Origin of the sequence: Rhodococcus sp. 06-235-1A, assembly GCF_002258785.1 — a bacterium.
In the GTDB taxonomy this organism is placed as follows: domain Bacteria; phylum Actinomycetota; class Actinomycetes; order Mycobacteriales; family Mycobacteriaceae; genus Rhodococcoides.
On record NZ_NOYI01000027.1, the window covers coordinates 112,718 to 138,314 of the forward strand.

The window sequence follows — 25,597 nt, forward strand, 5'->3', positions numbered from 1 at the left end:
TCCTGTCAACCCATCGACTCCGGATGATTCTGACTGTGTGCGGAAGGGTCGTCTCGCCCTACAGTTCATCGAGTGCCGTCGACGCTTCACCGTTCCGCCCGCCGAGAGACCGTGGCGGGATATCTCTTTCTGTTGCCGAGCCTGTTCGGTGTCGTGCTGTTCCTGCTCGTCCCGATCGCAGTGGTGATCTGGCTCGCCTTCCAGAAGTGGGACCTGATCGGTGACCCGTCGTTCGTGGGTTTCGACAATGTCAGCTCCGTGTTCCAGGACGGCCGATTCGCTCATTCCCTCCTTGTCACAACCGTATTCGTCGCCGTCGCGTTGCCCGCGCAGACGGTCGTCGGACTGTTTCTCGGTACTTTGCTGGCTCGCGGAGACCGAGGTGCGAGCGTATTTCGAGTGATACTGCTGCTGCCGTGGGTGTGTGCGCCGTTGGCACTCGGTGTAGTGTGGAAATGGATTGTCGCGCCGACGGACGGACTGCTCAATACCGTCATCGGGCACCGCATCGAATGGTTGGCAGAGCCGAAACTGGTTCTGCCCGTGCTGATCTTCGTCAGTGTGTGGACCAACGTCGGTTACGTATCACTCTTCTTTGCTGCCGGTCTCGGTGCCATCCCGCACGACATCGTCGAGGCGAGCCGGATCGATGGGGCCAACACCTGGCAGCAATTCCGCCACATCAAGCTTCCGCTGCTGCGCCCGACCACGTTCTTCGTTCTGGTGACCGGAATGATCGGCTCTTTTCAGATCTTCGATACCGCGTACGCCCTGGCTCCCAACGGGGGACCGCAGCGGGCTGCCGACGTCGTCAGCGGGCGTATCTACTACGAGGCGTTCAGTTCTTTTCATTTCGGTAACGCCGCTGTGATGGCCCTGGTCCTGTTCTTCGTGCTGGCTGTTTTCACAGTTGCGCAGCAGCGATACTTCTCTCGCCGAACCAGCTACGAGCTCAGCTGATGGCGACTCCGGCGTTCTCGAAACGTCATACGTCCACTGCCGTGGTGTACGTGATGCTGACCGCAGCCGCCCTGCTGATTCTGGTGCCGTTCCTGCTCAGTTTTCTCACCTCGTTCAAGACTGCCCGCCAGTTCGCCGGCACCGCGCCTACCTCGTTGCCTTCACCGCCGTCGACCGAGTCCTACTCACAGTTGCTCGGCAGCGGGTCGTTCGGACGCGCGATTCTGGTGACCGTCGCAGTAGCCGCGACCATCGTGATCGCACAGGTGACCTTCTCGATCATGGCCGCCTATGCCTTTGCACGACTGCATTTTCCGGGTCGTGACGTCTTGTTCTGGGTGTACCTTTCGACCATGATGGTTCCGGCGATCGTCACGCTGATCCCTCTGTACGCGATATTTTCGCAAACCGGTCTTCGAAACACGTTCTGGTCGTTGGTACTACCGACGATGTTCGGGTCGCCCTACGCCATCTTTCTGCTGCGTCAGCATTTCCTACGTATCCCGGAGGACCTGCTGGCGGCGGCCCGACTCGACGGAGCTGGACATCTGCGTACCCTGTGGCACATCGTGATTCCGGTGAGCAGGCCGATCATCGCAACCCTCGTGGTCATCACCGTCGTCACGCACTGGAACAACTTCCTGTGGCCGCTGATCATCACCAGCGGGGAGCGCTGGCAGGTGATCACTGTGGCGACGGCGAATCTGCAAAGCCAATACAACGGAAATTGGACTTTGGTGATGGCAGCGACGACGGTCGCCATCGTGCCGCTGGTCGCGCTGTTCATCGCATTCCACAAACACATCGTCGACTCGCTGGCGATCCGCGGATTCAACTGAGGAGGGGAAATTAGATGCAGCGCAACTATTTCAAAAGGGTAGTCGGTATTGTCGGTGCGTTGACACTGGCCGCAGGGCTGACTGCATGCGGATCGGGAGACGACAGTGACGCGGGTACTGTCACGTTCCGAATCTGGAGCGACGACGCTGTCGCCGCCGCCTACGAGGCGTCGTTCGACGAGTTCACGAAGCAGAATCCCGATATCACCGTCCAGGTGAATCAGGTTCCGTGGGTGAACTACTGGGACAAGCTGCGAGCAGACCTGTCCGGCGGCGGCGGTGACGACATCTTCTGGGTCAACGCGCCGAACTTCAGTAGCTACGCTGACAACGGCAGCCTGGTGGACGTCAGCGAAGCTCTGCCCGATGCCGTCTCAGGATTCGAGGACACCGCGGTTCGCCAGTACACACGCAACGATTCGCTATGGGGCGTGCCCCAGCTCATCGACGGTGGAAAAGTGCTGTACTACAACAAGAAGCTCGTCGCCGATGCGGGTGTCGATCTGGAAAACTTGACTTGGGATCCGAAAAACGTCGCAGCTGACACCTTCCTTCCGGCGCTTCGCAAGCTCACCGTGGACTCTGCCGGGCGGACGGCAGAGCAACCGGGTTTCGACGGATCCCAGGTGACGCAGTACGGATTCAACGCCGCCTACGATTTCGATGCCATCCTCGGTAACTTCATCGGCTCGAACGGTGGTCTGTACCAGGAGGACGGCAAGTACGTCTTCGGGAGCAACGAAAAGGCTATCGAGGCAATTCAGTACGCCGTAGGACTTGTCGATGACAGCAAGGTCGCGCCGTCGGCTGCGGACACCAACGACAACGCCGACTTCAGCGTCGACCAATTTCTGCAGGGCAAGCTCGCGGTGTTCGAGTCCGGAGCCTACAACTTGGCCAAGATCGACGAAGGTGCCGACTTCGAGTGGGGACTGGCTCCCATCCCTGCCGGACCGGCGGGCCGAATCCCGGTTACCAACAGCGTCATCGCTGCAGCCAATGCGAAGTCCGGGAACAACGAGTCGGTGCAGAAGGTGCTCGCCTGGATCGGTAGCTCCGAAGGCAGCGCTGCCCTCGGTGCCAGCGGTTCGTTGATCCCGGCGGTGACCGGAGCGCAGCAGTCCTACTTCGACTACTGGAGTGGAAAAGGCGTCGACGCGAGCGTGTTCCCGAAAGCCGTGCAGGAGGGCGTGCTCGAGAACGACCCGGTTCCGGGAGCGCAGGCAGCGGCTGCCGATATCGACTCCGCATTCAAGGAAATCTTCGCCGGACGGGCAGGATCGATTCCCGAAGCGCTCACGGCAGCGCAGGACGCCGCGAACGAACAGATCTCGGGTTAGGCATGAGAGCGGGAGAGGGTGGATCGATCAGGGTTCAGGGGCACGACACGGCCGTGAGACTGCTGTCGAGAGCGCGTGTCGACGATGGAAGCTAACGATCGGGTCTCGACTCGCGTGGGGTACGGCCACGCACGATCTACGATGGCCTCATGACTGCCGATCCGACCACGCCCGCACCGTCGACCAGCTCGGCGAACTGGAAGAGGCGGGGCATCCTCGTCGGAGCCGGCATCGTCCTGTTGTTGATCGCGTACTTCATCCTGGCGGCATTTCTTCCGCGCTGGTGGAGTCTGCGGGTCGAAGAACTGGCCGACCGCACGTTCACCAAGGGCATTCTGTGGGGCTTGCTGTTCGGGATCGTCTGTACGTTCGCGCCGCTGGTGTTCTTCTGGAGCGCCTGGTCGGTCCGCAAGGGTCGAGCGGGTAAGCAACTGGCCATCGGATCCGTGATTCTGGCTGTCGTCACGGCGATTCCGAACCTGTTGACGCTCACCATCGTTCTCGGCACCAGCAACGCGGCCCACGCAGGTGAACGCACCCTCGACACCAGTGCGCCTGGCTTCCGCGGCGCAACAGCACTCGGCGCGATCATCGCCGTGGTTCTGGTTGCTTTGTTGGTCTTCGTGGTGGTGCGGCGAAACCGCCGCCGTCGAGTTGCCGCTCTGTCGCAGTAATCGTCTGCTTGAGCAGCACGGCGCGAAAGTCGTGTGAAACACCCAGGCGGTCGGCGCTTCCTTCGGTGAACTGTGCTCGGCACTCCCCGGTGGTACTCCACCTTCGCCAGTCGTGCTGTGCACCTAGCAATTTACCGTTAGTGTTGATTCTTGTCATGAACGAAACATGTTTGCTCTGTGCGGAAGTGACCGGGAAGATCGAACTGCCCGGTGGTCTTCTTGCCGTATCGAACAGTGTTGTTGCGTTTCACCTTCCGGAACAGTCGATCGACGGCCGCGTGCTTCGGGGACATTCGATGGTATCGCCGATTCGGCACACCCCGAACTTCGGGACTCTGACCGACGTGGAAGCGGCCAAGGTAGGGCAGACGGTCACGGCGGTCTCACGCACCCTCACACGGCTCGGTGCCGAGTCCGTGTATGTCGCGGCGATCGGGCACAGTCATCCCCACCTGCATGTGCACGTCATTCCTCGGTGGCCGGGTGTCGATGCGTCGGTCGAGTGGTTCGCAGTTCGGGATGAGCCTGGGCCACACAGGGTCGATCGGCTCGGTGCCGAGAGCTTCGCAGCCGAGATGAAGCGTCTGATGCTCGCCTGACGTCAGGCGCTGCGCAATACCGACGGCTCGGTGATGATGCGGATTCCGGGCTCCGGGTCGAAGCGGTAGCCGGTTCCTCTGACCGTGGTGATCAGTCGACCGAACTGGCCGAGTTTGGTGCGCACCCTCGACAGGTGGACGTCGACGCTGCGTCCACCGTCGGATGTGTTGAGTTCGGATCTCGCAACGACGACGCGTGGATGCTGAGCCAGATACGCGAAGATCTCGAACTCGGTGTGACTGAGCCTCACGCTCTTGCCGCTCAGGATCACATCACGCGCGGGCAGGTCGATCACCAGCGGCGCATTCAGCTGATTTGCTTGCACATCGAAGCGAGTGAGGATTTTCGCTTGCGGCGCAAAACCTTTGGTAACACTGCGGACTGCCTCGGCGAGTGCGTGCAATTGTGGGCGGGTCAATCCCCGCAGAGAAGAAGTGCCGGAATCCGAGATCCGGACGATGACTGTGGCTTCGGTGCTCATGGCTGGTCGGCTCCTGTGACAAGTGTGTGCTGCGGATACTGGGCAGTTGGTCAGCGTGGGCAGCGACAGTTCTTGTTCACCCTCACAGGGTGATCGACGGCGGGCTCGTGCGCCAGAGATGCGCTCACCGTGATCGCAATTGTTGACCCCGTGAGCGCCGTCGTGTTGCGATCGGGTGTGACCGATGTATGCCAACCACGAACCGAACTCACGATCCGTGCCGTCGACTGGGATCATTCCGACGCCGAAGCGCTGCGCGCAGCGATGGCCGCCGAGGTAGGTCCCCGTTACGCCGACCGAGCCGCTCTGATGGCGAAGACCCAGGCCAACGCCGTCGACGAGAGCAGTGTGCATCGCACGTTCCTCGTATATCGCCGTGACTCGGAGGGTGTAGAGCAGGCCGTCGGACATGCGGCGCTGCGGTGGAACGGTTCCGATCTCGAGCTCAAGCGGATGTTCGTTCATCCCGACCATCGCGGCACAGGGGTATCGACCGCCCTGTTGGCGGCGTCGGAGAATGCCGCCCGTGACCAGGGCCTGTCACGATTGATACTGCAGACCGGAGACCGGCAGCCCGACGCAGTGCGACTGTACGAGAAGAGCGGTTACGCCCGAATCCCGGTGTTTCCTCCCTACGAGGTGCTGCCGTTCTCGAACACCTTCGAGAAGCGTTTGTAACTAGACACGCACGGTCATGATCTCGGCACCGTCGTCGGTGATGATGACCGTGTGCTCACTGTGCGCGGTGCGGCATCCCGTCGTGCTGCGTAGCGTCCATCCGTCGGTGTCGGTGACGAGTTCGTCGGTGTCTTCCATGATCCACGGCTCGAGTGCCAACATCAGGCCGGGGCGAAGGCCGTAGCCGCGGCCCGGGCGTCCGTTGTTGGACACATGTGGGTCCTGATGCATCGTGGACCCGATACCGTGACCGCCGAACTGCATGTTGATCGGGTAGCCGGCCTCGTGGAGGACCGTGCCGATGGCGTGCGAGATGTCGCCGATCTTGTTTCCCGGCCGCGCTGCAGCGATTCCCGCGGCCAGTGCCCGTTCGGTGGCGTCGATCATCGCGGTGTCTTCTTTTCGGGGCTCGCCGACGACGAAGCTGATGGCGGAGTCCGCTGCCACGCCGCCGAGGACCACGGCGAGATCGAGAGTCAGCAGATCGCCGTCGGTCAGCGCATAGTCGTGCGGAAGGCCATGCAGCACAGCATCGTTGACGGAGGTACAGATGTAGTGGCCGAACGGACCGCGGCCGAAGGACGGTGCGTAGTCGACGTAGCAGGACGTTGCCCCGGCCCCGAGGATGATGTCTTTGGTCCACTCGTCGATCTCGAGCAGGTTGGTGCCGACGGTGGCACGCTCGCGGACGGTCTGGAGAATCTCGGCGACCAATGCTCCCGATTTGCGTGCGAGGGGGATCTTGCTCGGCGGGAGAATTTCGATCATGGGGCGCCTTTCGTGGGTTATGCGATAACTATACCGGTATAACTATACCTCTAGGTCGGGGTGCTGCAGACTCGGAACCCGATATGGCCAGTGGACGTGTCCTCGGACGCCCCTGAGCGAGCCGACGTGCGATAGCGTCGACAGTAACTGTCGTGACACAGGTGCGATCCGCCGCGGATCACCCCGCGCAGGTCGCGGCGGGACGCATCGAACACGCCCGTCGTCCACTCCCACACGTTGCCGGTGCACTCGTACAGGCCGTATCCGTTGGGATCGAATGTTCTTGTAGCGCAGGTGTACACAGTGTCCGATGTCGAGCCGGGAAAGACGCCGCGCCAGGTCTTCATGCGTGAGAGATCCGGTTCGCTGCCCCATGGGAACGGTTGTTGCTCGAGTCCGCCTCTCGCCGCGAACTCCCACTGCGCCTCGGAAGGCAGCGCTGTCCCGGACCACGCGCAGAATGCCGCGGCGTCGCGTCGGGACACGTGAGTCACCGGGTGCTCCGGCAGGTCGCGGACGGCGTCGAGCAACGATTGCGGCCCGGCCGGTACCCGCCAGGTCGCGCCTGGAACGACGCGCCACCAGGGGGTCTCGGGAACAACGGGGGACCGGTCCGCGGCGGGGAGGGTGCCCGCGAACACGAGGGAATCTCCGAAGGTCTCCGCGTCTGTGACGAACCCGGTGGCATCGACGAACAACGCGAACTCGCGCACCGTCACCGTGGTGATACCGATGGAGAAGCTGTTCACGGCAACTCGGCGCACCGGTCCCTCCAGGTCTTCGGGATAGCTGAGTGGATCGTCGCTACCCATCGCAAACACAGTTCCGTTCAGGTCCACCATCGCGGGCGGTGTACCGGACCTCGACGTGCTGGTCGGGGCAGCCGCGATTCCGTTGCGATCGGGTGTACAGCATCCGGACATGTCTTCATGATCGCATCCTGTGCCGAACGATGTGCTAGGCAATAACAATGAGTGAAGAAAACGCCCTGATCGTCCACTGGCATGATCTGGGGCGTCATCTGGGCGCATACGGGGTGCGCTCGGTGTCGAGCCCACGCGTCGACGCGCTTGCCGCCGAGGGCATCCTGTTCACCCGCGCGCATGCCACCGCGCCACTGTGCTCGCCGTCGCGGGGTTCGCTGTTCACCGGCCGCTACCCGCAGAGCAACGGGCTCGTCGGCTTGGCTCACCACGGTTGGGAATATCGCCCTGGAGTCCAGACCCTGCCTGCTTTGCTCGGTGAATCAGGTTGGCAAACAACACTGTTCGGGATGCAGCATGAAACCTCGTTTCCTGCCAGGCTGGGATTCGAGACGTTCGATGTTTCGAATTCGTACTGCGAGTACGTCGTGGAGAAGGCGGACGAGTGGTTGCGCGAGGAGCGCCCCCGCCCCTTCCTGTTGACGGCAGGCTTCTTCGAGACGCACCGGCCCTACCCGAGGGAGCGATACACCCCGGTCGACGCCTCGTCGATCGAGGTTCCGGACTACCTGCCGGACACGCCGGAGGTCCGCGCCGATCTGGCCGAATTCCACGGGTCCGTCGAGGTTGCAGATGCGGCGGTGGGGGAGCTGCTCGACACGCTCGCCGAGACGAGGCTCGACGAGAACACCTGGGTGGTCTTCATGACCGACCACGGCCCGGCCTTCCCGCGCGCGAAGTCGACCTTGTACGAGGCGGGCACCGGTATCGCCATGATCGTCCGCCCTCCGAAGTCGCGCGGACTGCAACCGAAGGTCTACGACGAGTTGTTCAGTGGGGTCGACCTCGTGCCGACGCTGTTGGATCTGCTGGGGGTTCCGATACCCGATGAGGTGCAAGGGCTTTCGCATGCAGCGCAGCTGACCGGTGATCCCGCGGTGGCCCGCGACCAGGTGTTCACGTCGAAGACCTACCACGACTCGTTCGACCCCATCAGGGCCGTGCGGACAAAGGATTTCAGCTACATCGAGAACTACACGGACCGTCCGGAGCTGGATCTGCCGTGGGATATCGAGGAGAGCCCGTCCGGTCAGGCGGTAGCGGCTGCCGTGGCAGGCCCGAGAGCACGAACGGAACTCTACGACCTCAACACCGATCCAGGAGAAACCGTCAACGTCTACGACGACCCGGCGTATCGCACTGTTGCCGAGGATCTGGCGATGCGACTGCACACCTGGCGGGAGTACACCCGCGACGTGATTCCGTCGGACTTCGTCGGTACGCGCATCTCCGATCGCTACACCCAGGACTACGTCGTCGTGCACGGGCTGAAGCCGACGTCTCGTTCTCCGCTCAGTTCCGAGCGAGGAATCGACGCTGCACATGACGGCGAATCAGGCAAGGTTTAAACGCTGCGAGATTGAAATAGCCTGTTGCGCGCAGTCGTTGGAGTTCGTTTACGCTCTCGTCCATGAGCGAACCCCCACGTTCCTATCTGGTGCTTGCATCGCAGCGCAGTGGCAGCACCCTGCTCGTCGAATCGTTGCGCGCAACGGGTTTAGCGGGCGAGCCGCAGGAGTTCTTCCAGTACCTGCCGCGTACGTCGCTGGCACCCCAACCGCGTGAGTGGTTCACCGGCGTCGAGGACGAGTCCATCCTTCGTCTGCTCGCGCCGCTGGTCCTGGGCGCCCCGGCTACCGAGACCGCCGTGCAGTGGCGGGATCGAATTCGGGCGGCCGGGTGCAGCGACAACGGCGTCTGGGGCGGCAAACTGATGTGGAACCAGACACCGCTGCTCACCGGTTGGGCCGACGGACTACCCGACCGATCGGGTGACGATCTGCTCTCCGCCATCCACGACGTCGTCGACGACGATGTACTTCTCGTTCACGTCAGGCGCGAAGACACTGTGGCGCAGGCGGTATCGATGTGGAGAGCGGTGCAGACCCAAGTGTGGCGCGGCAGCGCCGATCCCGAGGTCGATGCTCGCGCCGAGTACAACGCCGACGGAATCGCACATCTGCATCGAATCCTCGTCGAGCAGGAAGAGTCCTGGAACCAGTGGTTCGCCGACGCCGGTGTCGAGCCCCTCGAGATCGGTTTCCGCGACCTGGCGTCCGATACCACCGCGCAGGTCGGACGCGTGCTCGACGCTCTGGGTCTCGATCCGGCGCTCGCTCCACCGCCTGCACTGAAGAGGCAGGGAAACAGTCGGTCCGATGACTGGATAGCGCGCTACACGGCCGAAAGGGTGAGCGCATGACTGCGAGTGTCGCAACTGTCGACGAGCTTCGAATACTCGAGGCCGAATCCGTGCACATCATTCGCGAGGTGGTAGCCGAACTCGAACGGCCTGTCCTGTTGTTCTCTGCGGGCAAGGACTCGATCGTATTGCTTCGGTTGGCAGAGAAAGCGTTTAGGCCATCGCCGCTGCCCTTCCCGGTATTGCATGTCGACACGGGACACAATTTTCCCGAGGTCATCGAATTTCGAGATCGACGCGTGCAGAGTTCGGGTCACAAGCTGGTCGTGGCGTCGGTGCAAGACTCTATCGATCGTGGCCGCTCGACCGAGGTCGGTGGGCCCAATGCTTCGCGAAACCGACTACAGACGCGAACTCTGTTGGACGCTTTGGAAGACGGCCGATACGACGCTGCCTTCGGCGGTGCGCGGCGCGACGAGGAGCGAGCCCGCGCGAAAGAGCGAGTGCTGAGCTTCCGCGACGAGTTCGGCCAGTGGGACCCGCGGGCCCAGCGCCCCGAGCCGTGGTCGCTGTACAACGGGCGCATCCGCCGCGGCGAGCAGGTTCGCGTCTTCCCGCTGAGCAACTGGACCGAGCTCGATATCTGGCGTTACATCGAACTCGAAGGCCTCGAACTGCCGTCCATCTACTTCGCGCACGAGCGAGAGGTGTTCGAGCGGGACGGAATCCTGCTCAGCACATCGGAGTTCACCTCGCCTACCGAGCACGAGCGAGCGGCGACGGAATGGGTGCGCTACCGCACAGTGGGCGATCTGACGATCACGGGAGCGGTGCGCTCGCACGCAACCGACATCGCCGGCGTCATCGGAGAAATCTCTGCGGCGACGGTATCCGAACGGGGAGAAACTCGCGCCGACGACAGAACATCGGTGGCCGCGATGGAAGACCGCAAGCGCGAGGGATACTTCTGATGACACGGCAACTTCTGAGGCTGGCAACGGCAGGTTCGGTCGACGACGGCAAGAGCACGCTGATCGGTCGGCTGATGTTCGATACCGACAGCCTGCCGCTCGACCACCTGGACGCGGTCACCAAGGACGGCGTCGCCGACCTCGCAGCACTGTCGGACGGGCTGCGCGCCGAGCAGGAGCAGGGCATCACGATCGATGTGGCGTACCGATTCTTCTCCACCGGATCGCGGAGCTACATCCTGGCCGATACCCCCGGTCACGAGAGATACACCCGCAACATGTTCACCGGTGCATCGACGGCCGACGTCGCAGTTCTGCTGGTCGACGCGCGCTCCGGAGTGCTGCGTCAAACACGCAGGCATGCCAGGATTTCGACGTTGCTCGGCGTCGAACACCTGGTTGCGGCCGTGAACAAGATCGACCTCGTCGGCTACGGCGAGGAACGGTTCCGTGAAGTGGAAGCCGAGCTTCGGCTCCTGACCGAGCGTCTGGGAGGCGTCGAGCTGACGGTGATCCCCTTGGCTGCCAAGGACGGCGACAACGTGGTGCACCGATCGGCGAACACGCCCTGGTACGACGGACCGACATTGCTCGAGCATCTCGAGGGCATCGAATTGGCAGCTCCCGCAGCGGAGCCCGCAGAGGTCCGACTGCCGATTCAGTGGGTGTCGCGACCCACCGTGGGAGAACGACGTAGGTACACCGGACGACTGTCGGCAGGCACACTCGCCGTCGGAGACGCGGTGATCGCGCTGCCGTCGGGGTCTCGTTCCACGGTGACCGGACTCGACACTCTGGACGATGAACGCACGACTGCCGTTGCGCCACTGTCAGTTTCGGTCCAGTTGGCAGACGATATCGACATCGGTCGTGGGGACGTCCTGGTCAGTGGCGTCGACGGTGCACACGAGCCGGTGCTCGCGCGCGAGATCGACGCAACGGTGTGCTGGTTCGGCGCGACTCCACTACGTGCCGGAGACCGTGTGTCGCTCAAACACACGGCCAGGACGGTCCGTGCGACAGTGCAAGCATTGCATTCCCGGCTCGATCCGGAAACGCTGGACGAGAAGGATTTACCGGTCGAGTTGTCGCTCAACGATATCGGTACCGTGACTCTCCGAACGTCGTCGGTGATCGTGGCCGATCCGTACCTGGGTAACCGAGATGCCGGTGCGTTCATTCTGATCGACGAATCCTCGAACGACACCGTCGGTGCGGGAACCATCGCCGAGGCGAGGGAGGTCAAGCCGGGTGAGCAGACCCGTAACGACATCAAGTGGCATCCCTCGGCGCTCGACCGCGCACACCGCTGGGGCGCAACGGGACAGAGCGGAGCAACCGTCTGGTTCACCGGTCTGCCGGCCTCGGGTAAATCGACAGTGGCGGTGGCGCTCGAACGCGCATTGGTCGAATCGGGCCGCACTGCATACCTTCTCGATGGCGACAACGTGCGCCACGGACTGTCCGACGATCTCGGTTTCAGCCCGGGCGACCGAGCCGAGAACATCCGCCGTGTGGGGCATTTGACGCGATTGCTCGCCGATGCCGGGGTGGTGGCGATCGCCTCGCTCGTGTCGCCGTTGGAATCGGACCGCGCTATCGCACGCGCACTGAACGACGCCGCGAAGCTCCCGTTCGTCGAGGTCGCCGTCAGCACTCCGTTGGAGGAGTGCGAGCGCCGTGACCCCAAGGGGCTCTACGCGCGAGCTCGGGCCGGCGAACTGAAGGGATTGACGGGCATCGACGCGCCGTACGAAGCGCCGTCGAACCCGGACCTGACGATCGATACCACCGGAGCCGACATCGACGATCTGGTGCAGAGGGTATTGGCGGTTCTGGAGGAACACGAGCTGCGTTGAGCAGACCGACGCTGTATGTCATCTGTGGTCTGCCCGCGACCGGAAAGTCGACTATCGCGTCGGCGATCGTGGCAGAGGCACAGTTGCCATTCGTGCGGGTGGACACGATAGAACATCAACTTGCCCTGGCGGCGTGCGGTGGTGGTTCGGCCGAACCGATCGGGCCGGCCGGTTACATGGTCGCTTACGCCGTCGCGGCCGATAATCTCGCGTTCGGAATTTCGGTGGTCGTCGAATGCGTGAACCCACTCGAGGTCACGCGCCAGGCGTGGCGAGACGTCGCGAATTCAGCGGGTGCCGACATCGTGGAATTCTTGGTGACATGTTCGGATACGAAGGAGCACCGACGCCGGGCCGAGGCGCGCTCGGTCGCAATTGTGGGCGACACCGGAAGCTTTCGGGCTCCGAGGTGGGATGAGATCGAGCGCCGCGAATACGATCACTGGACAAGCGAACACCGTGTACTCGATACCGCCGGACGTACACCGGCAATGTCGATTGCTGACGCCCGTGCGATTCTCTTTCCTGTGTCAGCTCACCCTCTCGACGAACCCATCCGCAATTCTCTAGACGGCGCACTCTCGCGCTTTGCGGTTCGGCGCGGACGGGTCATGCGCGCCGATCCCGAGGTGTCGCCGTTCCTGGTGCACCCGGACGTTCTCGATCCGCAGGACTGGGACGACATCGCCGCCTTGTTCGGACCACGCACCGTGGTGGCGCTCAACGGTCCGGAACGCGAATTGCCGGCGGGGTGGTCGCATGTGGAGACCTTCGGCTTGGTGCAGCTGATCGGCACTGGCCTCGAGACCCGACCCTTCGCGGACGCCGTCGTGCTGACGGCAGCGGATGTCCCCGAGATGCTCGAATTGGTTCGTCGCACGGAGCCAGGGCCGTTCCTGCCCCGGACGATCGAGCTCGGCACGTACCTCGGAGTCCGGCGCGAAGGGGCGTTGATCGCGATGGCGGGGGAGCGCATGCACCCACCGGGGTGGACGGAAATCAGCGCGGTCTGCACCGACCCGGCATTCCGAGGTCAAGGTCTGGCCACGGACCTGGTGCGCGCGGTCGGTCACGGTATTCGAGCCCGCGGCGACGAACCGTTCCTGCATGCGTCGGCTGCGAATGTGCGCGCCATCGACCTCTACCTGTCCATCGGATTCGAGCTGCGTCGGACATCGCAGCTGACGTTGGTTCGAACGCCCTCGCCGAACGCGAGATAGGTTCCGAGATCCGCTGTTGCTCGCTCAACCCTCGGAGACCTATCGTTACTTATGCGAATAAATGGCGATGTGATCTACGACGATGGACTGGTCCGTCTCGACGAGGCAGGCGTCACGCTGAGGTACTACTACTTCCCCTTGGCCACGAAGAAGTTCGTGGCGTACGACAGGATTCGCGCCGTCGACACCGCCGTCCTCGGCAACTGGAACGGTCGGTGGCGGCTGTGGGGTGCGTCGTGGATCGATCAGTGGCTTCCACTGGACGTGATGCGCCCCAAGAAGGACACTGCAGTGGTGCTCACCCTCCGCCGCATTTCGCCGGTCTTCACTCCCGACGATCCGGACCTGGTCGCCGATCTGATTCGCGAGCGCATGGCCGCACGACAGTGACGCGGCCCGACGAGCGGTTCACACTCGCCAGTGAGCGCACCTTTCTCGCCTGGCTGCGGACTTCGCTCGGGCTGCTGGCCGGCGGTATCGCGATCGTCCACCTCGTTCCCGATTTCAGTACGGGATGGGTTCGAACGGCACTCGGCCTGATTCTGATCGGACTTGCCGCCGCGGCACCGATCATCGGCCTGCGGCGGTGGATGCGTGTGCGGGCTGCCCTGGAGAACGGTGCACCGATGCCGGAGTCACGAGATCTGTGGATCTTCGCGGTCGGCATCGGCGTAGTGGCGGTGCTGGCCGCAGTGGTCACGGTTCTGGGGATCCAGTAGAGCGTGGCGAACCACCACAGGTGCACAATCGAATAACTAGGACGACCAACGACAGGAGTTCGGCGTGGCGCAGAGTCTCAAGCTGGGATACAAGGCATCGGCAGAGCAGTTCGGGCCGCGTGAGTTGGTCGAGCTCGGTGTACTCGCCGAGCAGCACGGTATGGATTCGGCGACGGTCAGTGATCACTTCCAGCCGTGGCGGCACGAGGGCGGGCATGCACCGTTCTCGCTTGCCTGGATGACGGCCGTCGGCGAGCGTACGAACACGATTCAGCTCGGCACTTCGGTGCTGACGCCGACGTTCCGCTACAACCCGTCGGTCATCGCGCAAGCATTCGCGACCATGGGCTGCCTGTATCCCGGACGCATCATGCTCGGGGTGGGAACGGGCGAGGCGCTCAACGAGATCGCCACCGGATTCACCGGCGAATGGCCGGAGTTCAAGGAACGTTTCGCGCGGCTGCGTGAGTCGGTGCGTTTGATGCGCGAGCTGTGGCTGGGTGACCGCGTCGACTTCGAGGGCGAGTACTACACGACCAAGGGCGCGTCGATCTACGACGTTCCCGAGGGCGGCATCCCGGTCTACATCGCCGCCGGCGGTCCCGTGGTGGCCCGCTACGCAGGACGCGCAGGCGACGGGTTCATCTGCACGTCGGGCAAGGGCATGGAGCTCTACACCGACAAGCTGCTGCCCGCAGTGGAAGAGGGTGCAGGCAAGGCCGAGCGCGACGCCGGTGAGATCGACAGGATGATCGAGATCAAGATCAGCTACGACACCGATCCCGAACTCGCACTGGAGAATTGCCGCTTCTGGGCCCCGCTGTCGCTGACGCCGGAACAGAAGCACTCGATCGACGATCCGATCGAGATGGAGAAGGCTGCCGACGAGTTGCCGATCGAGCAGGTCGCCAAGCGCTGGATCGTCGCATCGGATCCGGACGAGGCAGTGGAGAAGGTCAAGCAGTACACCGATGCGGGCCTGAACCACTTGGTGTTCCACGCGCCGGGCCACGACCAGAAGCGATTCCTCGAATTGTTCGAGAAGGATCTCGCACCGCGCCTGCGCAAGCTCGGCTAGTTACGAGGAACCCCCGAGATCGGCCGCGAGCGCGAACAATCGCATGTCGCGGTCGGTCCTGGTTTCGTATTCGCCGTACACCTCGACCATCGCGTCGAACTGTCGGTAGATGCGGGCCTTCTCGTCACCGGTGATGCGGGTGGCCGTCACCGGAATCTTCTTGCCGCCGATCGCAACAACGGCTTTCGGGTCGGCGAGGAGGTTCGACGTCCACGCCGGGTGGTGTTGCTGACCGAAATTGGAGCCCACGACATAGATCTTGTCGGCCTCCCGGTAGTACAGCAGCGGGCTCGTCCGCGGCTTGCCGGATTTGCGGCCGGTGGTGGTCAGCAACACCACCGGAGCGGCGATCGGGCCGAGGACGGTGAAGCGACCGTCGGATTTGGTCAGTAACCAGCGGTCGACGCCCGCGAGATTGCGGATGACCCACGAACCGGGCTTGGTCGACGCGAACTTCACAGCGGGCTTGCGGATGAACGAGGTCTCGCTGCCCCAGCGCACATCCGGGAACGGTGATTGGGCCATGGTTCATAGGACAACCCGACCGAGCCCGGTGTCAACACCCCACCTACTAAGCTTGGTGCCATGGCTGAGCCCAGCGGCACCGACGCGTCGGACATGTATCCCTCCAGCATCTACATCGCGTCACCGGAAGGGGACTCCGGGAAGTCGACCATCGCGCTCGGTGTACTGCAGATGCTTGCTGCCACCGCAGCCAGGGTGGGGGTGTTTCGGCCCATCGCACGCTCGACCGACGAACCCGATTACATTCTCGAGCTGCTCGTCGAGCACACCACCGCAGATCTGACGTACGAGCAGTCGCTCGGCGTCACCTACGAGCAGGTGCACACGGATCAGGACGCAGCGCTCAGCGACATAGTCAATCGGTACCACGAGGTGGCTGCCCAGTGCGACGCCGTGGTGATCGTGGGCAGCGACTACACCGATGTCGGCAGCCCCAGTGAACTCGGGTTCAATGCCCGCATCGCAGTCAATCTCGGTGCCCCGGTGCTGCTTGCGCTGCGCGGATCCGGACGTACACCCGATGAGATCGCGCAGTTGGCGGGCCTGTGCCAGGCCGAATTGCGCCAACATCACGCGCACCTGGCCGCGATCGTGGCCAACCGTTGTGCGCCCGACGATCTCGATGCCGTCACCGACGCGCTGGCGGCCGTCGGGGTACCGGCATGGAGCTTGCCCGAGATTCCCCTGCTCGTCGCCCCGACGATGGCAGAGCTGCTCGACGCGGTCGACGGCACGCTGTACAGCGGTGATTCGTCGCTGCTGCAGCGAGAAGCGTTGCGGGTCATGGTCGGCGGCATGACCGCCGAGCACATCCTCGAACGCCTCACCGAGGGCGTCGTCGTCATCGCGCCCGCAGACCGATCGGACGTACTGCTCGCACTCGTCAATGCCCATGAAGCCGAGGGCTTTCCGTCGCTCGCCGGCATCATCATGAACGGCGGGATCGAGCCCCACCCGGCGATCGCCCGACTGGTGGCGGGCCTCGGCCCGCGACTGCCGATCCTGACCACCGAGCTCGGTACCTTCGACACCGCCTCCGCCGCAGCGCAGACTCGTGGCCGGGTCGCGGTGGGATCGCAGCGCAAGGTCGACACCGCACTTGGCCTGATGGAACAGCGGGTGGATGCGAAAACCCTCCTCGGACGGCTGGATATCGCCATTCCGACCATCACGACACCGCAGATGTTCGAGTACCAGCTGATTCACCGGGCCCGCGCCGACCGCAAGCACATCGTCCTCCCCGAGGGTGGTGACGATCGTATTCTCCGGGCTGCCGGTCGACTGTTGCAGCGTCAGGTCGCGGACCTGACCATCCTCGGTGAGGAAGGACCGATCCGCCGCCGCGCTTCGGAACTGGGCGTTGACCTCGACAAGGCCACCGTCCTCGACCCGAACAACTGCGACTACGCCGAAGAGTTCGCAGTCGAATACACCGAACTGCGCAAGCACAAGGGCATGACCATCGATCGCGCCCGCGAGATCATGACCGACATCTCCTACTTCGGAACCATGATGGTGCACAAGGGAATTGCCGACGGCATGGTGTCGGGTGCGGCGCACACCACCGCACACACCATCAAACCGTCGTTCGAGATCATCAAGACCACCGAAGGCGTGTCGACGGTGTCGTCGATCTTCCTGATGTGCCTGTCCGATCGGGTGCTCGCCTACGGTGACTGCGCCGTCGTACCCGACCCGACGGCCGAGCAGCTGGCCGACATCGCCGTGTCCTCGGCGCAGACCGCGGCTCAGTTCGGCATCGAGCCGCGGGTGGCGATGCTGTCGTATTCCACGGGTGAGTCCGGTTCCGGAGCCGATGTCGACAAGGTTCGGCAGGCCACCGCAATTGTCCGCGAACGTAATCCGGAGCTGCTCGTGGAAGGGCCCATTCAGTACGACGCGGCCATCGAGCCATCCGTCGCCGCGTCCAAGCTGCCCGATTCCGACGTCGCGGGCCGAGCGACGGTCTTCATATTCCCCGACCTCAACACCGGCAACAACACCTACAAGGCCGTGCAGCGCAGCGCCGGTGCCGTCGCCGTCGGACCGGTTCTGCAGGGTCTGCGCAAGCCCGTCAACGATCTGTCCCGGGGTGCCCTCGTGGAGGACATCGTCAACACCGTTGCCATCACCGCGATCCAGGCCCAGGGCATCTCCGCGGCCGATGGGGAGGGCAAGTGAGCATCCTCGTCGTCAACTCCGGGTCGTCCTCGGTCAAGTTCCAACTCGTCGAACCCGACTCGGGCGAGGCACTGGCCAGTGGGCTCGTCGAGCGCATCGGTGAGTCCGACGGCCGCGTCGAACTCGACTATCAGGGCGAGAGCAGCGAGCGAATCCAGCGCATCGAGGACCACGGCGACGGTCTGGCTCTGGCGTTCGAGATGCTCGCCGACGCAGGCGTCGAACTCGGGTCGGATGTCACCGCCGTCGGGCATCGCGTCGTTCACGGCGGTACGGTGTTCTACCGTCCGACGATCATCGACGACGCCGTCGTGCAACAGATATCCGACCTGAGTAACCTTGCTCCACTGCACAATCCACCGAACGTACTGGGAATCGACGTCGCCAGGAAGCAGCTGCCGGACGTCCCGCACGTGGCAGTGTTCGATACCGCCTTCTTCCATTCCCTGCCCGATGCGGCCTCGACCTACGCCATCGACGCGACCGTCGCCGCCGAGCACGACATCAGGCGATACGGCTTTCACGGCACCTCGCATCACTACGTCTCGGACCAGGCGGCGCAATTCCTGGGCCGCGATCTCACTGACCTGAACCAGATCGTGCTGCACCTGGGCAACGGTGCCTCGGCATCGGCGGTCGCGGGCGGCAAAGCCGTCGACACGTCCATGGGCCTGACCCCGCTCGAGGGACTCGTCATGGGTACTCGCAGCGGCGACATCGACCCCGGCGTGATCATGCACCTGCGCCGCAGCGCAGACATGAGTGTCGACGACATCGATGCTCTACTGAACCGTCGTTCCGGGTTGATCGGGCTGTCCGGAGTCAACGACTTCAGGCAACTGCAGCAACGAATCGACGACGGCGACGCGAGCGCGCGGCTGGCCTACGACGTCTACATCCACCGCCTGCGCAAGTACATCGGCGCGTACATGCTCGGTCTCGGCCGACTCGACGTCATCACGTTCACCGCTGGTGTCGGCGAGAACGCGTCGGCTGTGCGCGCCGACGCGCTCGCGAACCTGACAGGCTTCGGCATCGAGGTCGACCCGGAGCGTAATGCAGTGCGCAGCAAGCACGCCCGGGTGATCTCCACCGACTCGTCGACCGTCACGGTGTTGGTGGTGCCGACCAACGAGGAGCTGGCCATTGCGCGCGCGACGAACGATCTGGTTCGAGCAGCCGACTAGAACAACGACCGTGGCCTGATCGCGTTGGCCAGGTCCACCAACGAGAAGCGGTGTGCGCGGTCGCTGGCGTTGCGGGCCAGGGCGCGCAGACCCTTCTCGGTGCCGCGTCGCAGTCCGTCCTCGGTGAACGGGACGCTGAGTATGGGCTCTCGTTCGGCCGTGGCCGCGTGGCCGGAGACGATCCAGTCCAGGGCCATCGCCAGCACCAGCGTCCGCATCTGCAGGGCCCGACTCTCGGCCTTGGGTAGCAACGCGACTCGGCGTGCGGCGGAGCGGAAGTCCGCCTCGGACAGTTCGGCTCGCGAGCGGTCCATCAGCAGCGTCAACACACTGGTCATGCGCGCCATCGAGTAGTGTCGCGAGCTGATCGGCACCTGGTCGAGGGCGGCGATGGCTCCGGTCTGATCGCCGCGCCGCTGCAATTGCCGGGCCAGGCCGAACGCCGAACTCACGATGCCGCGGTTGGTCCGCCATACCGCTCGGTACAGACCCTCCGCTCGGGCTCGCCACTTCTCGGCCTCCTCGGGGTTCCCCGAGGCCACATGGCCGAGCAGCTCCGAGGTGGCGCCGAGCGCGAGTTTGGGGGCGAGCTCGCCGGGCATCGCTCCGAGTACGTTGTCGAAACTCGTGAACGCAGAATCGTATTCGTGGTGCAGCAAAGCGAGCAGGCCGCTGTACCACTGCACCCGCCACGGATCGGCGGCGCTGTCGTCGGATTGCACCTTGGCCAGAATCTCCGTTGCCTCGACGATGTTACCCAGATCCAGGTGGGCTTTGACTTCGGCCAGGGTGATTTCCACACCCGTCTCGGCAGGAACGGAAGTGGTCGTGGAGTCAGCGGATCCGCCCGCGCTTGCGGTGACTCGCTCGATGCCGTTGCGCTTGGCGTGCTGCAGTGAGTCCAGAGTCTGCCTGGGTTCGACGTGTACCGCAGCCGCGAGGAGCGGCGCACTCGGATCGTTGGGGTCCACCAGCGGAACCGGAAGCGCAGCAACGACTTCTGCCGCCGTCATTCGTTCGTGGCGCACCGTGCCGTCCACGTAGGTATCGGTGCGGCCCACCGACTGTTCGGTGCCGAAAGTCGTGCGGGGTGGGCTGAACACCGTCGACAGACCGGGCCGCTCGACGCCGGTTCGGATGGCAAGAATTTCGCGCAGTACACCGGTTGCCTGCCCGGCGAATTCGTCCGCGGACCGGAACCGCCGAGTGGGGTCCTCGTGCGTGGCCCGCAGCAGTAGTCGATGAAGGGACGGAAACTGCTGCAGCACTTCGGAATCCTGCACCGACGGCAGGCCTTCGAGATACTTGCCGTTCTTCGACGGCATGTCCAACGTGAGGACCGCGAGCGTGCGGCCCACCGTGAAGATGTCCGACGCCACCGTCGGTCCCGTCTTGACGATCTCCGGTGCCTGGTAGCCCACTGTGCCGTACAGGTAGCCGTAGTCCTCGATACCCGCGACCGCGCCGAGGTCGATGAGTTTGATCTGGTCGTCGGAGACCATGATGTTCTCGGGTTTGAGGTCGTTGTAGACCAAGCCGATCGAATGCAGGTAGCCCAGTGCGGGAAGCACTTCGAGGACGTAGGCGAGTGCCTGCTCGACGGGCAGGCGGTCACCGTCGCACGTGCTGAGGATCTCGCGTAGCGAGCGTCCACCGACGTACTCCATGACGATGAAACCGACGCTGGTGCCGTCGCCGCGCGGCTGTTCGACGAAATTGTAGATCTTCACCACACCGGGATGCGCTACCTCGGCAAGGAACTGTCGCTCCGCGACCGCGACGGCATGGGCTTCCTCGTCGCCGAAATGCAGCAGCCCCTTGAGAACCACCCAGCGGTCGCTGACGTTGCGGTCGATGGCGAGATAGATCCAGCCGAGTCCGCCGTGCGCGATGCAGCCCTGCACATCGTATTGACCGACCACGCGATCGCCGGGCTCGAGCAGAGGGGTGAAGTCGAACGTCGAGCCGCAGTGCGGACATGTGCCCATGGCAACGTCGGGCTCGCCCGGTTCGCTGCGGCCGACCTTCGCGTTGCATTTCCAACAGAACCGCTTGTGCTGCGGCACCGTCGGATCCGACATCACCGCAGTTTCGGGGTCGACCGGGTCGACCCGGGGTACGTCGACCAGGCCGCCGCCGAGGCGTCGCCGAATGCCGGTGCTGCGCGATCGACCCGATCGTGACCGCCCGGTTCTGGCCCGAGTGGACGGGGGTTGTGCTGCAGTGGATTTCGCTGCTGCGCGGTCGTTCGAGCCGGCCGGTTTCCGCGATACTGCTTGGGTGCGCTCGCTGGTGTCGGCTCGCACGACTGCTTGCGTTCGTTCCGCCGGGGCGGTGGGTTGTTGTTCGTCGTCGTCCATTCGGTCCTCTAATCGCTGTACGACGCGCTGGGCGGACCGGGGGAGGGGCCGAGCACCGTCAGCCACCGGTTGTAGATGCGGTTCCACGTGCCGTCGGAGCGAATGCGGGCCAAAGTCCCATTGACGAAGCGCACCAGATCCTCACTGTTCCTGTTGATCCCGACGCCGTACGGTTCCGGGCTCAGGCTGTCTCCGACGATCTCGAGGTACGGGTCCTGTGCGGCGAGACCGGCGAGGATCGCGTCGTCGGTGCTGACGGCATCGACCTGGCGTTGTTGCAGCACCACAAGGCAATCCGACCACATCGGTACCGTCACCACGGTCGCGGCGGGTTGCAGCCGCTGCAGGCGGCGCAGCGAGGTGGTGCCCTCCACCGCGCACACCCGCTTGTCGGCCAGGTCCTCGACGCCGCGGATGCCCGAACCCTGTACCACCAGAACCCGATGCTGCGCTTGGAAATACACGGTGGAGAACTGCACGTCCTTGCGGCGAGCGCACGTGATGGTCATGGTCTTGACCACGATGTCCACCGACGAATCCTGCAGGGCCTCCAGCCGTTGCGCGGAGGTCAGGATACGAAAGTCCAACCGGTTCGGATCGCCGAACAGGTCCCGCGAGATCTCGCGAGCGATGTCCACGTCGAACCCGACCAATTGGCCGGTCATCGGATCGCGAAAGCTGAAAAGATTGCTGCCCGTGTCGAGTCCGACGACCAAGCGGCCCTTGGCGCGCAGCGCGTCCAGGGTCGGTTGCGGCACCGGCGGAGCATCGGCACCGGCCTGCAGCGGGCGCAGGCTGGCGGTGGGCCGAGCGCACTCGTCGTCGGCGGGAGTCTCGGTGGGTCGAGCTGCGACGGACGCGCCGTCCGGTAGTGGCGGCTCGGTGAACGTCGTATCGACCTGCGGCGCTGGGCTTTCCGGCGGCGCGCAACCGACCAACAGGGCGGTGGTCAGGATGCCGACGGCGAGCAGGCGCTTCACAGGTACTCACGCAGCCTGGGGAACAGGCCGACACAGAATGCCACCGAGGCGGCAACGGTGAGGACGTACGCACCGTTGGACAGGCCCGACAGCACCCACACCGAGCGGTCGATGTTGGTCCGCAGTTCGCGTCGGGCATTCTCGATCCCGTCGACCAGGACGCTGTCCAGCGCGTTGAACGCAGCCGCCGAATCGGACTGTCCGGTACCGGTGGCGATGGCGACCGCGCCGTTGAAGTCGCCGACCTCGAGCGCGGAATCGATGCGCGCATGCGAGGCGGACCAGTTGTTCAGGGCATCGGTCACAGCGGTATCGCCCTCGAACATCTCCGACATGCGAGAGACGTTGGCGTCGAACGATTGTCCGTAGTCCTGACTGCCGCCGCGACGCGCGAGGTCGAGTGTCTCGTCCGCCCTCGCCTGTTGCGCCAGAATGAAACCCGTCGTGTACGACTTCAGTGGCGACACACCGCGGTCGAGCGCGCGGTCGGTGGCGATCGACGAGATCAGTCCCACCACCAGCATCCAGCCGAGCAGGCCCACGACAGCGGCTGTGGCCGTGAGGAATCCGACGTTCAGGGTGCGGCGCGTCGTCCGCGAGAGGTACCACTGGCCGAGGCCCGTCATCACCAACAGGAACACCACCGACCCGATCGCGAAGAGCGGGGGACTGGTGAACCGTTCCTGATCGGCGGACACCCGCGATGCCTGCTCGGTGTACAGCTTCTCGGCGAGCGGCAGCAAACTGGTCTGCATCATCGTCGACGCCTCGCCGAGATACGCCGCGCCGACCGGGTTCCCGCTCCGGTTGTTGGCCCTGGCCGTCTCGACCAGACCGCTGTACACCGGCAAGCCGGCCGCGATCTGAGTCAGTACAGCGCTGGTGGCCTCGTCGTTGTCGGTCACCCCTGCCGAGGCCGCGATGAGTTCGGACGACGCCTCGCCGAGCGCCTGCGAGTAGCGCTCGCGCACCTCGGCCGGTTCGAGACCTCCCGCGATGAACGCGGTCGCGGCCGCCGCATCGGCCACCGACAGGGCTCCGTACAGGTTCTGCGCCGAGTTCGCGAACGGTTCGGTCCGCACCAACAGTGTGCCCAGGGTGTCGACCCGTTCGGTCACGGCAGTGGAGGCCAGATTGCCGACCGTCAATGCCAGGAGCACCAGGGCGGCTCCCATCGCGACCAACCGCGCAGGCGTCGAACGCATCGTGTATCGAACCGGTGGCTTGCCTGCAGCGGCACCGACGTGTGAAGCCGTTGTCGGGGGGACGGCAGCGGAGGGGGTAACGCCGGCCGCGATCACGCATCCGAGCATATAAGCAGGCGGGTCGTACTGCAGCCACTACCGCACAGTCACTACGGAAGGACAGTCACTACGGAAGGACAGTCACTACGGAAGGACAGTCACTGCGGAAGGACGGTTCCCTTACGCTGAAGAGCATGCGTGGTGACGGGGACGGTTGGCTGATCGGTGCGGACGGTTCTCGGCACTGGGGAAAGCATGGTGCCGCCGGGCTGTTGCTGCGGGCACCGTCGAACACCGGAGAACCTGTGGTGCTGCTACAGCACCGAGCCCTGTGGAGTCATCAGGGTGGAACGTGGGCGCTGCCCGGTGGGGCTCGCGACTCCCACGAGAGCACCGAGCACGCAGCGGTACGCGAGGCCAACGAGGAAGCAGGTATCGCAGCCGGACAGCTGTGCGTTCGCAGTGAGCGGGTCACTGCGAGTGTCGCGAGCGGCTGGTCGTACACCACCGTCGTCGCCGATACCGATCATCCGTTGACCACCGTGCCCAACGGAGAGAGCACCGAACTGCGCTGGGTGCCGGAATCGATCGTCGCCGATCTCCCGCTGCACCCGGGGTTCGCATCGAGTTGGCCGTCGTTGCGCACCGTCCCACTACGAGTGCTGCTGGACACCGCGAACGTGCTGGGGTCCCGCCCGAACGGGTGGTGGAAGGACCGCGCCGGGTCCACCGGTGCACTGCTCGCCTCGCTCGCCGAGACGTTGCCACGCACCGTCGAGCTACCCGGTGGCCAGTACGGATGGCTCACCCGAATCGAAGCGGTTCTCGAAGGCCAGGCCCGCGACGCCGTGGTGGACGATCCGCGCACCCGGGTGATTCTCGCCGACGGTAGCGGCGACGACACCCTCGCCGACCAGGCCCACCGGGGCGGAGATCTGACAGCGCTGGTCACCGCCGACCGCGGACTGCGTGACCGGCTGCCGGAATCCGTGCAGGTCCTGACGCCGTCGTCCGTGCTGGGTTGGCTCTAGGGCTCTAGGGCTGTAGCGCCTGCACCAACGAACGAGCGGCTGCTTGTGGGTCCCTGGCCTCGGTGATGGCGCGGACCACCACGATGCGGTCGGCACCGGCTGCCCGAACCTGATCCACGTTGGTCGCGTCGACGCCGCCGATGGCGAACCACGGCCGTTCCGGCAGCGAGTCCGCGGTGGCCCGCAGCGTCTCCAGCCCCGCGGCCTTGCGGTTGGGCTTGGTGGGCGTCGGCCACACCGGACCGACGGCGAAGTAGTCGACGCCGTCCTCGATCGCGGCGAGCGAGGACTGGGCGCGGTTCTGCGTCGAGCGCCCGATCACCACATCCGGACCGAGAATCTGCCGCGCGTAGTGCACCGGCAGATCGCCCTGACCGAGATGCAGCACATCTGCGCCGGAGGCCAACGCCAGATCCGCGCGATCGTTGACTGCCAACAGCGCACCGTGCCGCTTGGTCGCGGCGAGCAGAATCGCCAGCGCCGCGAGCTCGTCCTTGGCCTCGAGGGGCCCGAACTCGCGCTCGCCTGCGGAATTCTTGTCACGCAGCTGGATGATGTCGACGCCACCGGACAACGCGGCCTCGGCGAACTGCGCGAGGTCGCCCTTGTCGCGCCTGGCATCGGTACACAGGTACAGGCGAGCGGACGCAAGACGCTCACGGGGAGTCTGGTTGCGGGCGGTCTGAGATGGATGCACAGAGCGAACTGTATTCTCATGGTGGCCGCCACCGACGACGGAGTGGCCGAGAAATCGCGGGAGTCCCGAGGATCGTGGG

General features: G+C 64.4%; 25 protein-coding genes, 1 pseudogene and 1 riboswitch. Of the genes and pseudogenes, 18 read left to right on the forward strand and 8 right to left on the reverse strand.

Annotated elements, in window-relative coordinates:
* The first annotated feature begins 72 nt into the window (after nt 1-72).
* The 5 genes from CH275_RS24130 to CH275_RS24150 all read left to right on the forward strand — a co-directional run bounded on the left by CH275_RS24130 (nt 73) and on the right by CH275_RS24150 (nt 4,412).
* Nucleotides 73-960, forward strand: coding sequence for a carbohydrate ABC transporter permease (locus tag CH275_RS24130; protein ID WP_094680704.1), 888 nt, complete (start codon nt 73-75; stop codon nt 958-960).
* The gene (locus tag CH275_RS24135; RefSeq protein ID WP_094680705.1) at nt 960-1,799 is read left to right on the forward strand and encodes a carbohydrate ABC transporter permease; all 840 of its coding nucleotides are present in this window, start codon (nt 960-962) and stop codon (nt 1,797-1,799) included. The genes CH275_RS24130 and CH275_RS24135 overlap by 1 nt, the downstream gene beginning before the upstream one ends.
* Nucleotides 1,800-1,813: 14 nt before the next feature.
* Nucleotides 1,814-3,139 (forward strand): ABC transporter substrate-binding protein, encoded by a 1,326-nt coding sequence (locus tag CH275_RS24140; RefSeq protein ID WP_094680706.1) that lies wholly within the window; start codon nt 1,814-1,816, stop codon nt 3,137-3,139.
* Between the two features lie 149 nt (nt 3,140-3,288).
* Nucleotides 3,289-3,813: a permease gene (locus tag CH275_RS24145; protein WP_094680707.1), complete on the forward strand. Its 525-nt coding sequence runs from the start codon at nt 3,289-3,291 to the stop codon at nt 3,811-3,813.
* A 33-nt stretch (nt 3,814-3,846) separates the two neighbouring features.
* Nucleotides 3,847-3,937, reverse strand: a riboswitch (ZMP/ZTP riboswitch).
* Nucleotides 3,938-3,968: 31 nt separating this feature from the next.
* Nucleotides 3,969-4,412, forward strand: a complete 444-nt coding sequence (locus CH275_RS24150) for an HIT family protein (protein ID WP_094680708.1) — start codon at nt 3,969-3,971, stop codon at nt 4,410-4,412.
* A 2-nt stretch (nt 4,413-4,414) separates the two neighbouring features.
* Here CH275_RS24150 and CH275_RS24155 read toward each other — a convergent pair whose 3' ends face one another.
* A complete protein-coding gene (locus CH275_RS24155; protein WP_094680709.1) occupies nt 4,415-4,894 on the reverse strand; it encodes a winged helix-turn-helix domain-containing protein in 480 nt (159 codons plus the stop codon).
* 177 nt (nt 4,895-5,071) lie between these two features.
* Between CH275_RS24155 and CH275_RS24160 the strand changes: the two genes are divergently transcribed.
* Entirely contained in the window at nt 5,072-5,572 is a 501-nt protein-coding gene (locus tag CH275_RS24160; protein WP_143546881.1) for a GNAT family N-acetyltransferase, read from the forward strand.
* Here CH275_RS24160 and map read toward each other — a convergent pair whose 3' ends face one another.
* Nucleotides 5,573-6,340: a type I methionyl aminopeptidase gene (map, locus tag CH275_RS24165; protein ID WP_094680710.1), complete on the reverse strand. Its 768-nt coding sequence runs from the start codon at nt 6,338-6,340 to the stop codon at nt 5,573-5,575.
* 50 nt (nt 6,341-6,390) lie between these two features.
* Complete coding sequence (locus CH275_RS24170; RefSeq protein WP_094680711.1) at nt 6,391-7,263, reverse strand: SUMF1/EgtB/PvdO family nonheme iron enzyme; 873 nt, start codon at nt 7,261-7,263, stop codon at nt 6,391-6,393.
* 47 nt (nt 7,264-7,310) lie between these two features.
* Between CH275_RS24170 and CH275_RS24175 the strand changes: the two genes are divergently transcribed.
* The 9 genes and pseudogenes from CH275_RS24175 (at nt 7,311) to fgd (ending at nt 15,313) form a co-directional block, all read left to right on the forward strand.
* Nucleotides 7,311-8,672 (forward strand): sulfatase family protein, encoded by a 1,362-nt coding sequence (locus CH275_RS24175; protein WP_094680712.1) that lies wholly within the window; start codon nt 7,311-7,313, stop codon nt 8,670-8,672.
* A 62-nt stretch (nt 8,673-8,734) separates the two neighbouring features.
* The gene (stf0, locus tag CH275_RS24180) at nt 8,735-9,526 is read left to right on the forward strand and encodes a trehalose 2-sulfotransferase (protein ID WP_094680713.1); all 792 of its coding nucleotides are present in this window, start codon (nt 8,735-8,737) and stop codon (nt 9,524-9,526) included.
* Entirely contained in the window at nt 9,523-10,437 is a 915-nt protein-coding gene (gene cysD, locus CH275_RS24185; protein WP_094680714.1) for a sulfate adenylyltransferase subunit CysD, read from the forward strand. Before stf0 ends, cysD begins: the two co-directional genes overlap by 4 nt.
* On the forward strand, nt 10,437-12,296 hold the full coding sequence (gene cysC, locus CH275_RS24190) for an adenylyl-sulfate kinase (protein WP_094680715.1): 1,860 nt from the start codon (nt 10,437-10,439) through the stop codon (nt 12,294-12,296). Before cysD ends, cysC begins: the two co-directional genes overlap by 1 nt.
* Nucleotides 12,293-12,652 (forward strand): annotated as a pseudogene (locus CH275_RS30455) (AAA family ATPase); the annotation flags it as partial. The gene cysC and the pseudogene CH275_RS30455, both read left to right, overlap by 4 nt.
* Nucleotides 12,653-12,787: 135 nt before the next feature.
* Nucleotides 12,788-13,516, forward strand: coding sequence for a GNAT family N-acetyltransferase (locus CH275_RS29815; protein WP_094681095.1), 729 nt, complete (start codon nt 12,788-12,790; stop codon nt 13,514-13,516).
* Between the two features lie 69 nt (nt 13,517-13,585).
* On the forward strand, nt 13,586-13,906 hold the full coding sequence (locus tag CH275_RS24200; protein ID WP_094680716.1) for a hypothetical protein: 321 nt from the start codon (nt 13,586-13,588) through the stop codon (nt 13,904-13,906).
* Complete coding sequence (locus CH275_RS24205; RefSeq protein WP_094680717.1) at nt 13,903-14,235, forward strand: YidH family protein; 333 nt, start codon at nt 13,903-13,905, stop codon at nt 14,233-14,235. The genes CH275_RS24200 and CH275_RS24205 overlap by 4 nt, the downstream gene beginning before the upstream one ends.
* 64 nt (nt 14,236-14,299) lie before the next feature.
* On the forward strand, nt 14,300-15,313 hold the full coding sequence (fgd, locus tag CH275_RS24210; protein ID WP_094680718.1) for a glucose-6-phosphate dehydrogenase (coenzyme-F420): 1,014 nt from the start codon (nt 14,300-14,302) through the stop codon (nt 15,311-15,313).
* Here fgd and CH275_RS24215 read toward each other — a convergent pair whose 3' ends face one another.
* On the reverse strand, nt 15,314-15,838 hold the full coding sequence (locus tag CH275_RS24215) for a nitroreductase/quinone reductase family protein (protein ID WP_094680719.1): 525 nt from the start codon (nt 15,836-15,838) through the stop codon (nt 15,314-15,316). It abuts the gene before it with no gap.
* Nucleotides 15,839-15,898: 60 nt separating this feature from the next.
* On the opposite strand from CH275_RS24215, the gene pta reads away from it, so the two are divergent.
* Entirely contained in the window at nt 15,899-18,019 is a 2,121-nt protein-coding gene (gene pta, locus CH275_RS24220) for a phosphate acetyltransferase (protein ID WP_179276319.1), read from the forward strand.
* Entirely contained in the window at nt 18,016-19,206 is a 1,191-nt protein-coding gene (locus CH275_RS24225) for an acetate kinase (RefSeq protein WP_094680720.1), read from the forward strand. Before pta ends, CH275_RS24225 begins: the two co-directional genes overlap by 4 nt.
* Here CH275_RS24225 and CH275_RS24230 read toward each other — a convergent pair.
* Genes CH275_RS24230 through CH275_RS24240 form a run of 3 tightly spaced genes read right to left on the reverse strand, consistent with a single transcriptional unit; the run spans nt 19,203 to nt 23,847 of the window.
* Nucleotides 19,203-21,566, reverse strand: a complete 2,364-nt coding sequence (locus tag CH275_RS24230) for a serine/threonine-protein kinase (RefSeq protein WP_094680721.1) — start codon at nt 21,564-21,566, stop codon at nt 19,203-19,205. The genes CH275_RS24225 and CH275_RS24230 overlap by 4 nt on opposite strands.
* An 8-nt stretch (nt 21,567-21,574) precedes the next feature.
* Entirely contained in the window at nt 21,575-22,546 is a 972-nt protein-coding gene (locus CH275_RS24235) for a glutamate ABC transporter substrate-binding protein (protein WP_094680722.1), read from the reverse strand.
* Entirely contained in the window at nt 22,543-23,847 is a 1,305-nt protein-coding gene (locus tag CH275_RS24240; protein ID WP_256991192.1) for a hypothetical protein, read from the reverse strand. The genes CH275_RS24235 and CH275_RS24240 overlap by 4 nt, the downstream gene beginning before the upstream one ends.
* Nucleotides 23,848-23,984: 137 nt before the next feature.
* Between CH275_RS24240 and CH275_RS24245 the strand changes: the two genes are divergently transcribed.
* Entirely contained in the window at nt 23,985-24,821 is an 837-nt protein-coding gene (locus tag CH275_RS24245; protein WP_094680724.1) for an NUDIX hydrolase, read from the forward strand.
* 4 nt (nt 24,822-24,825) lie between these two features.
* Here the strand turns inward: CH275_RS24245 and thiE are convergent, their stop codons facing one another.
* Complete coding sequence (gene thiE / locus CH275_RS24250) at nt 24,826-25,518, reverse strand: thiamine phosphate synthase (protein ID WP_094632618.1); 693 nt, start codon at nt 25,516-25,518, stop codon at nt 24,826-24,828.
* Nucleotides 25,519-25,597: the final 79 nt, after the last annotated feature.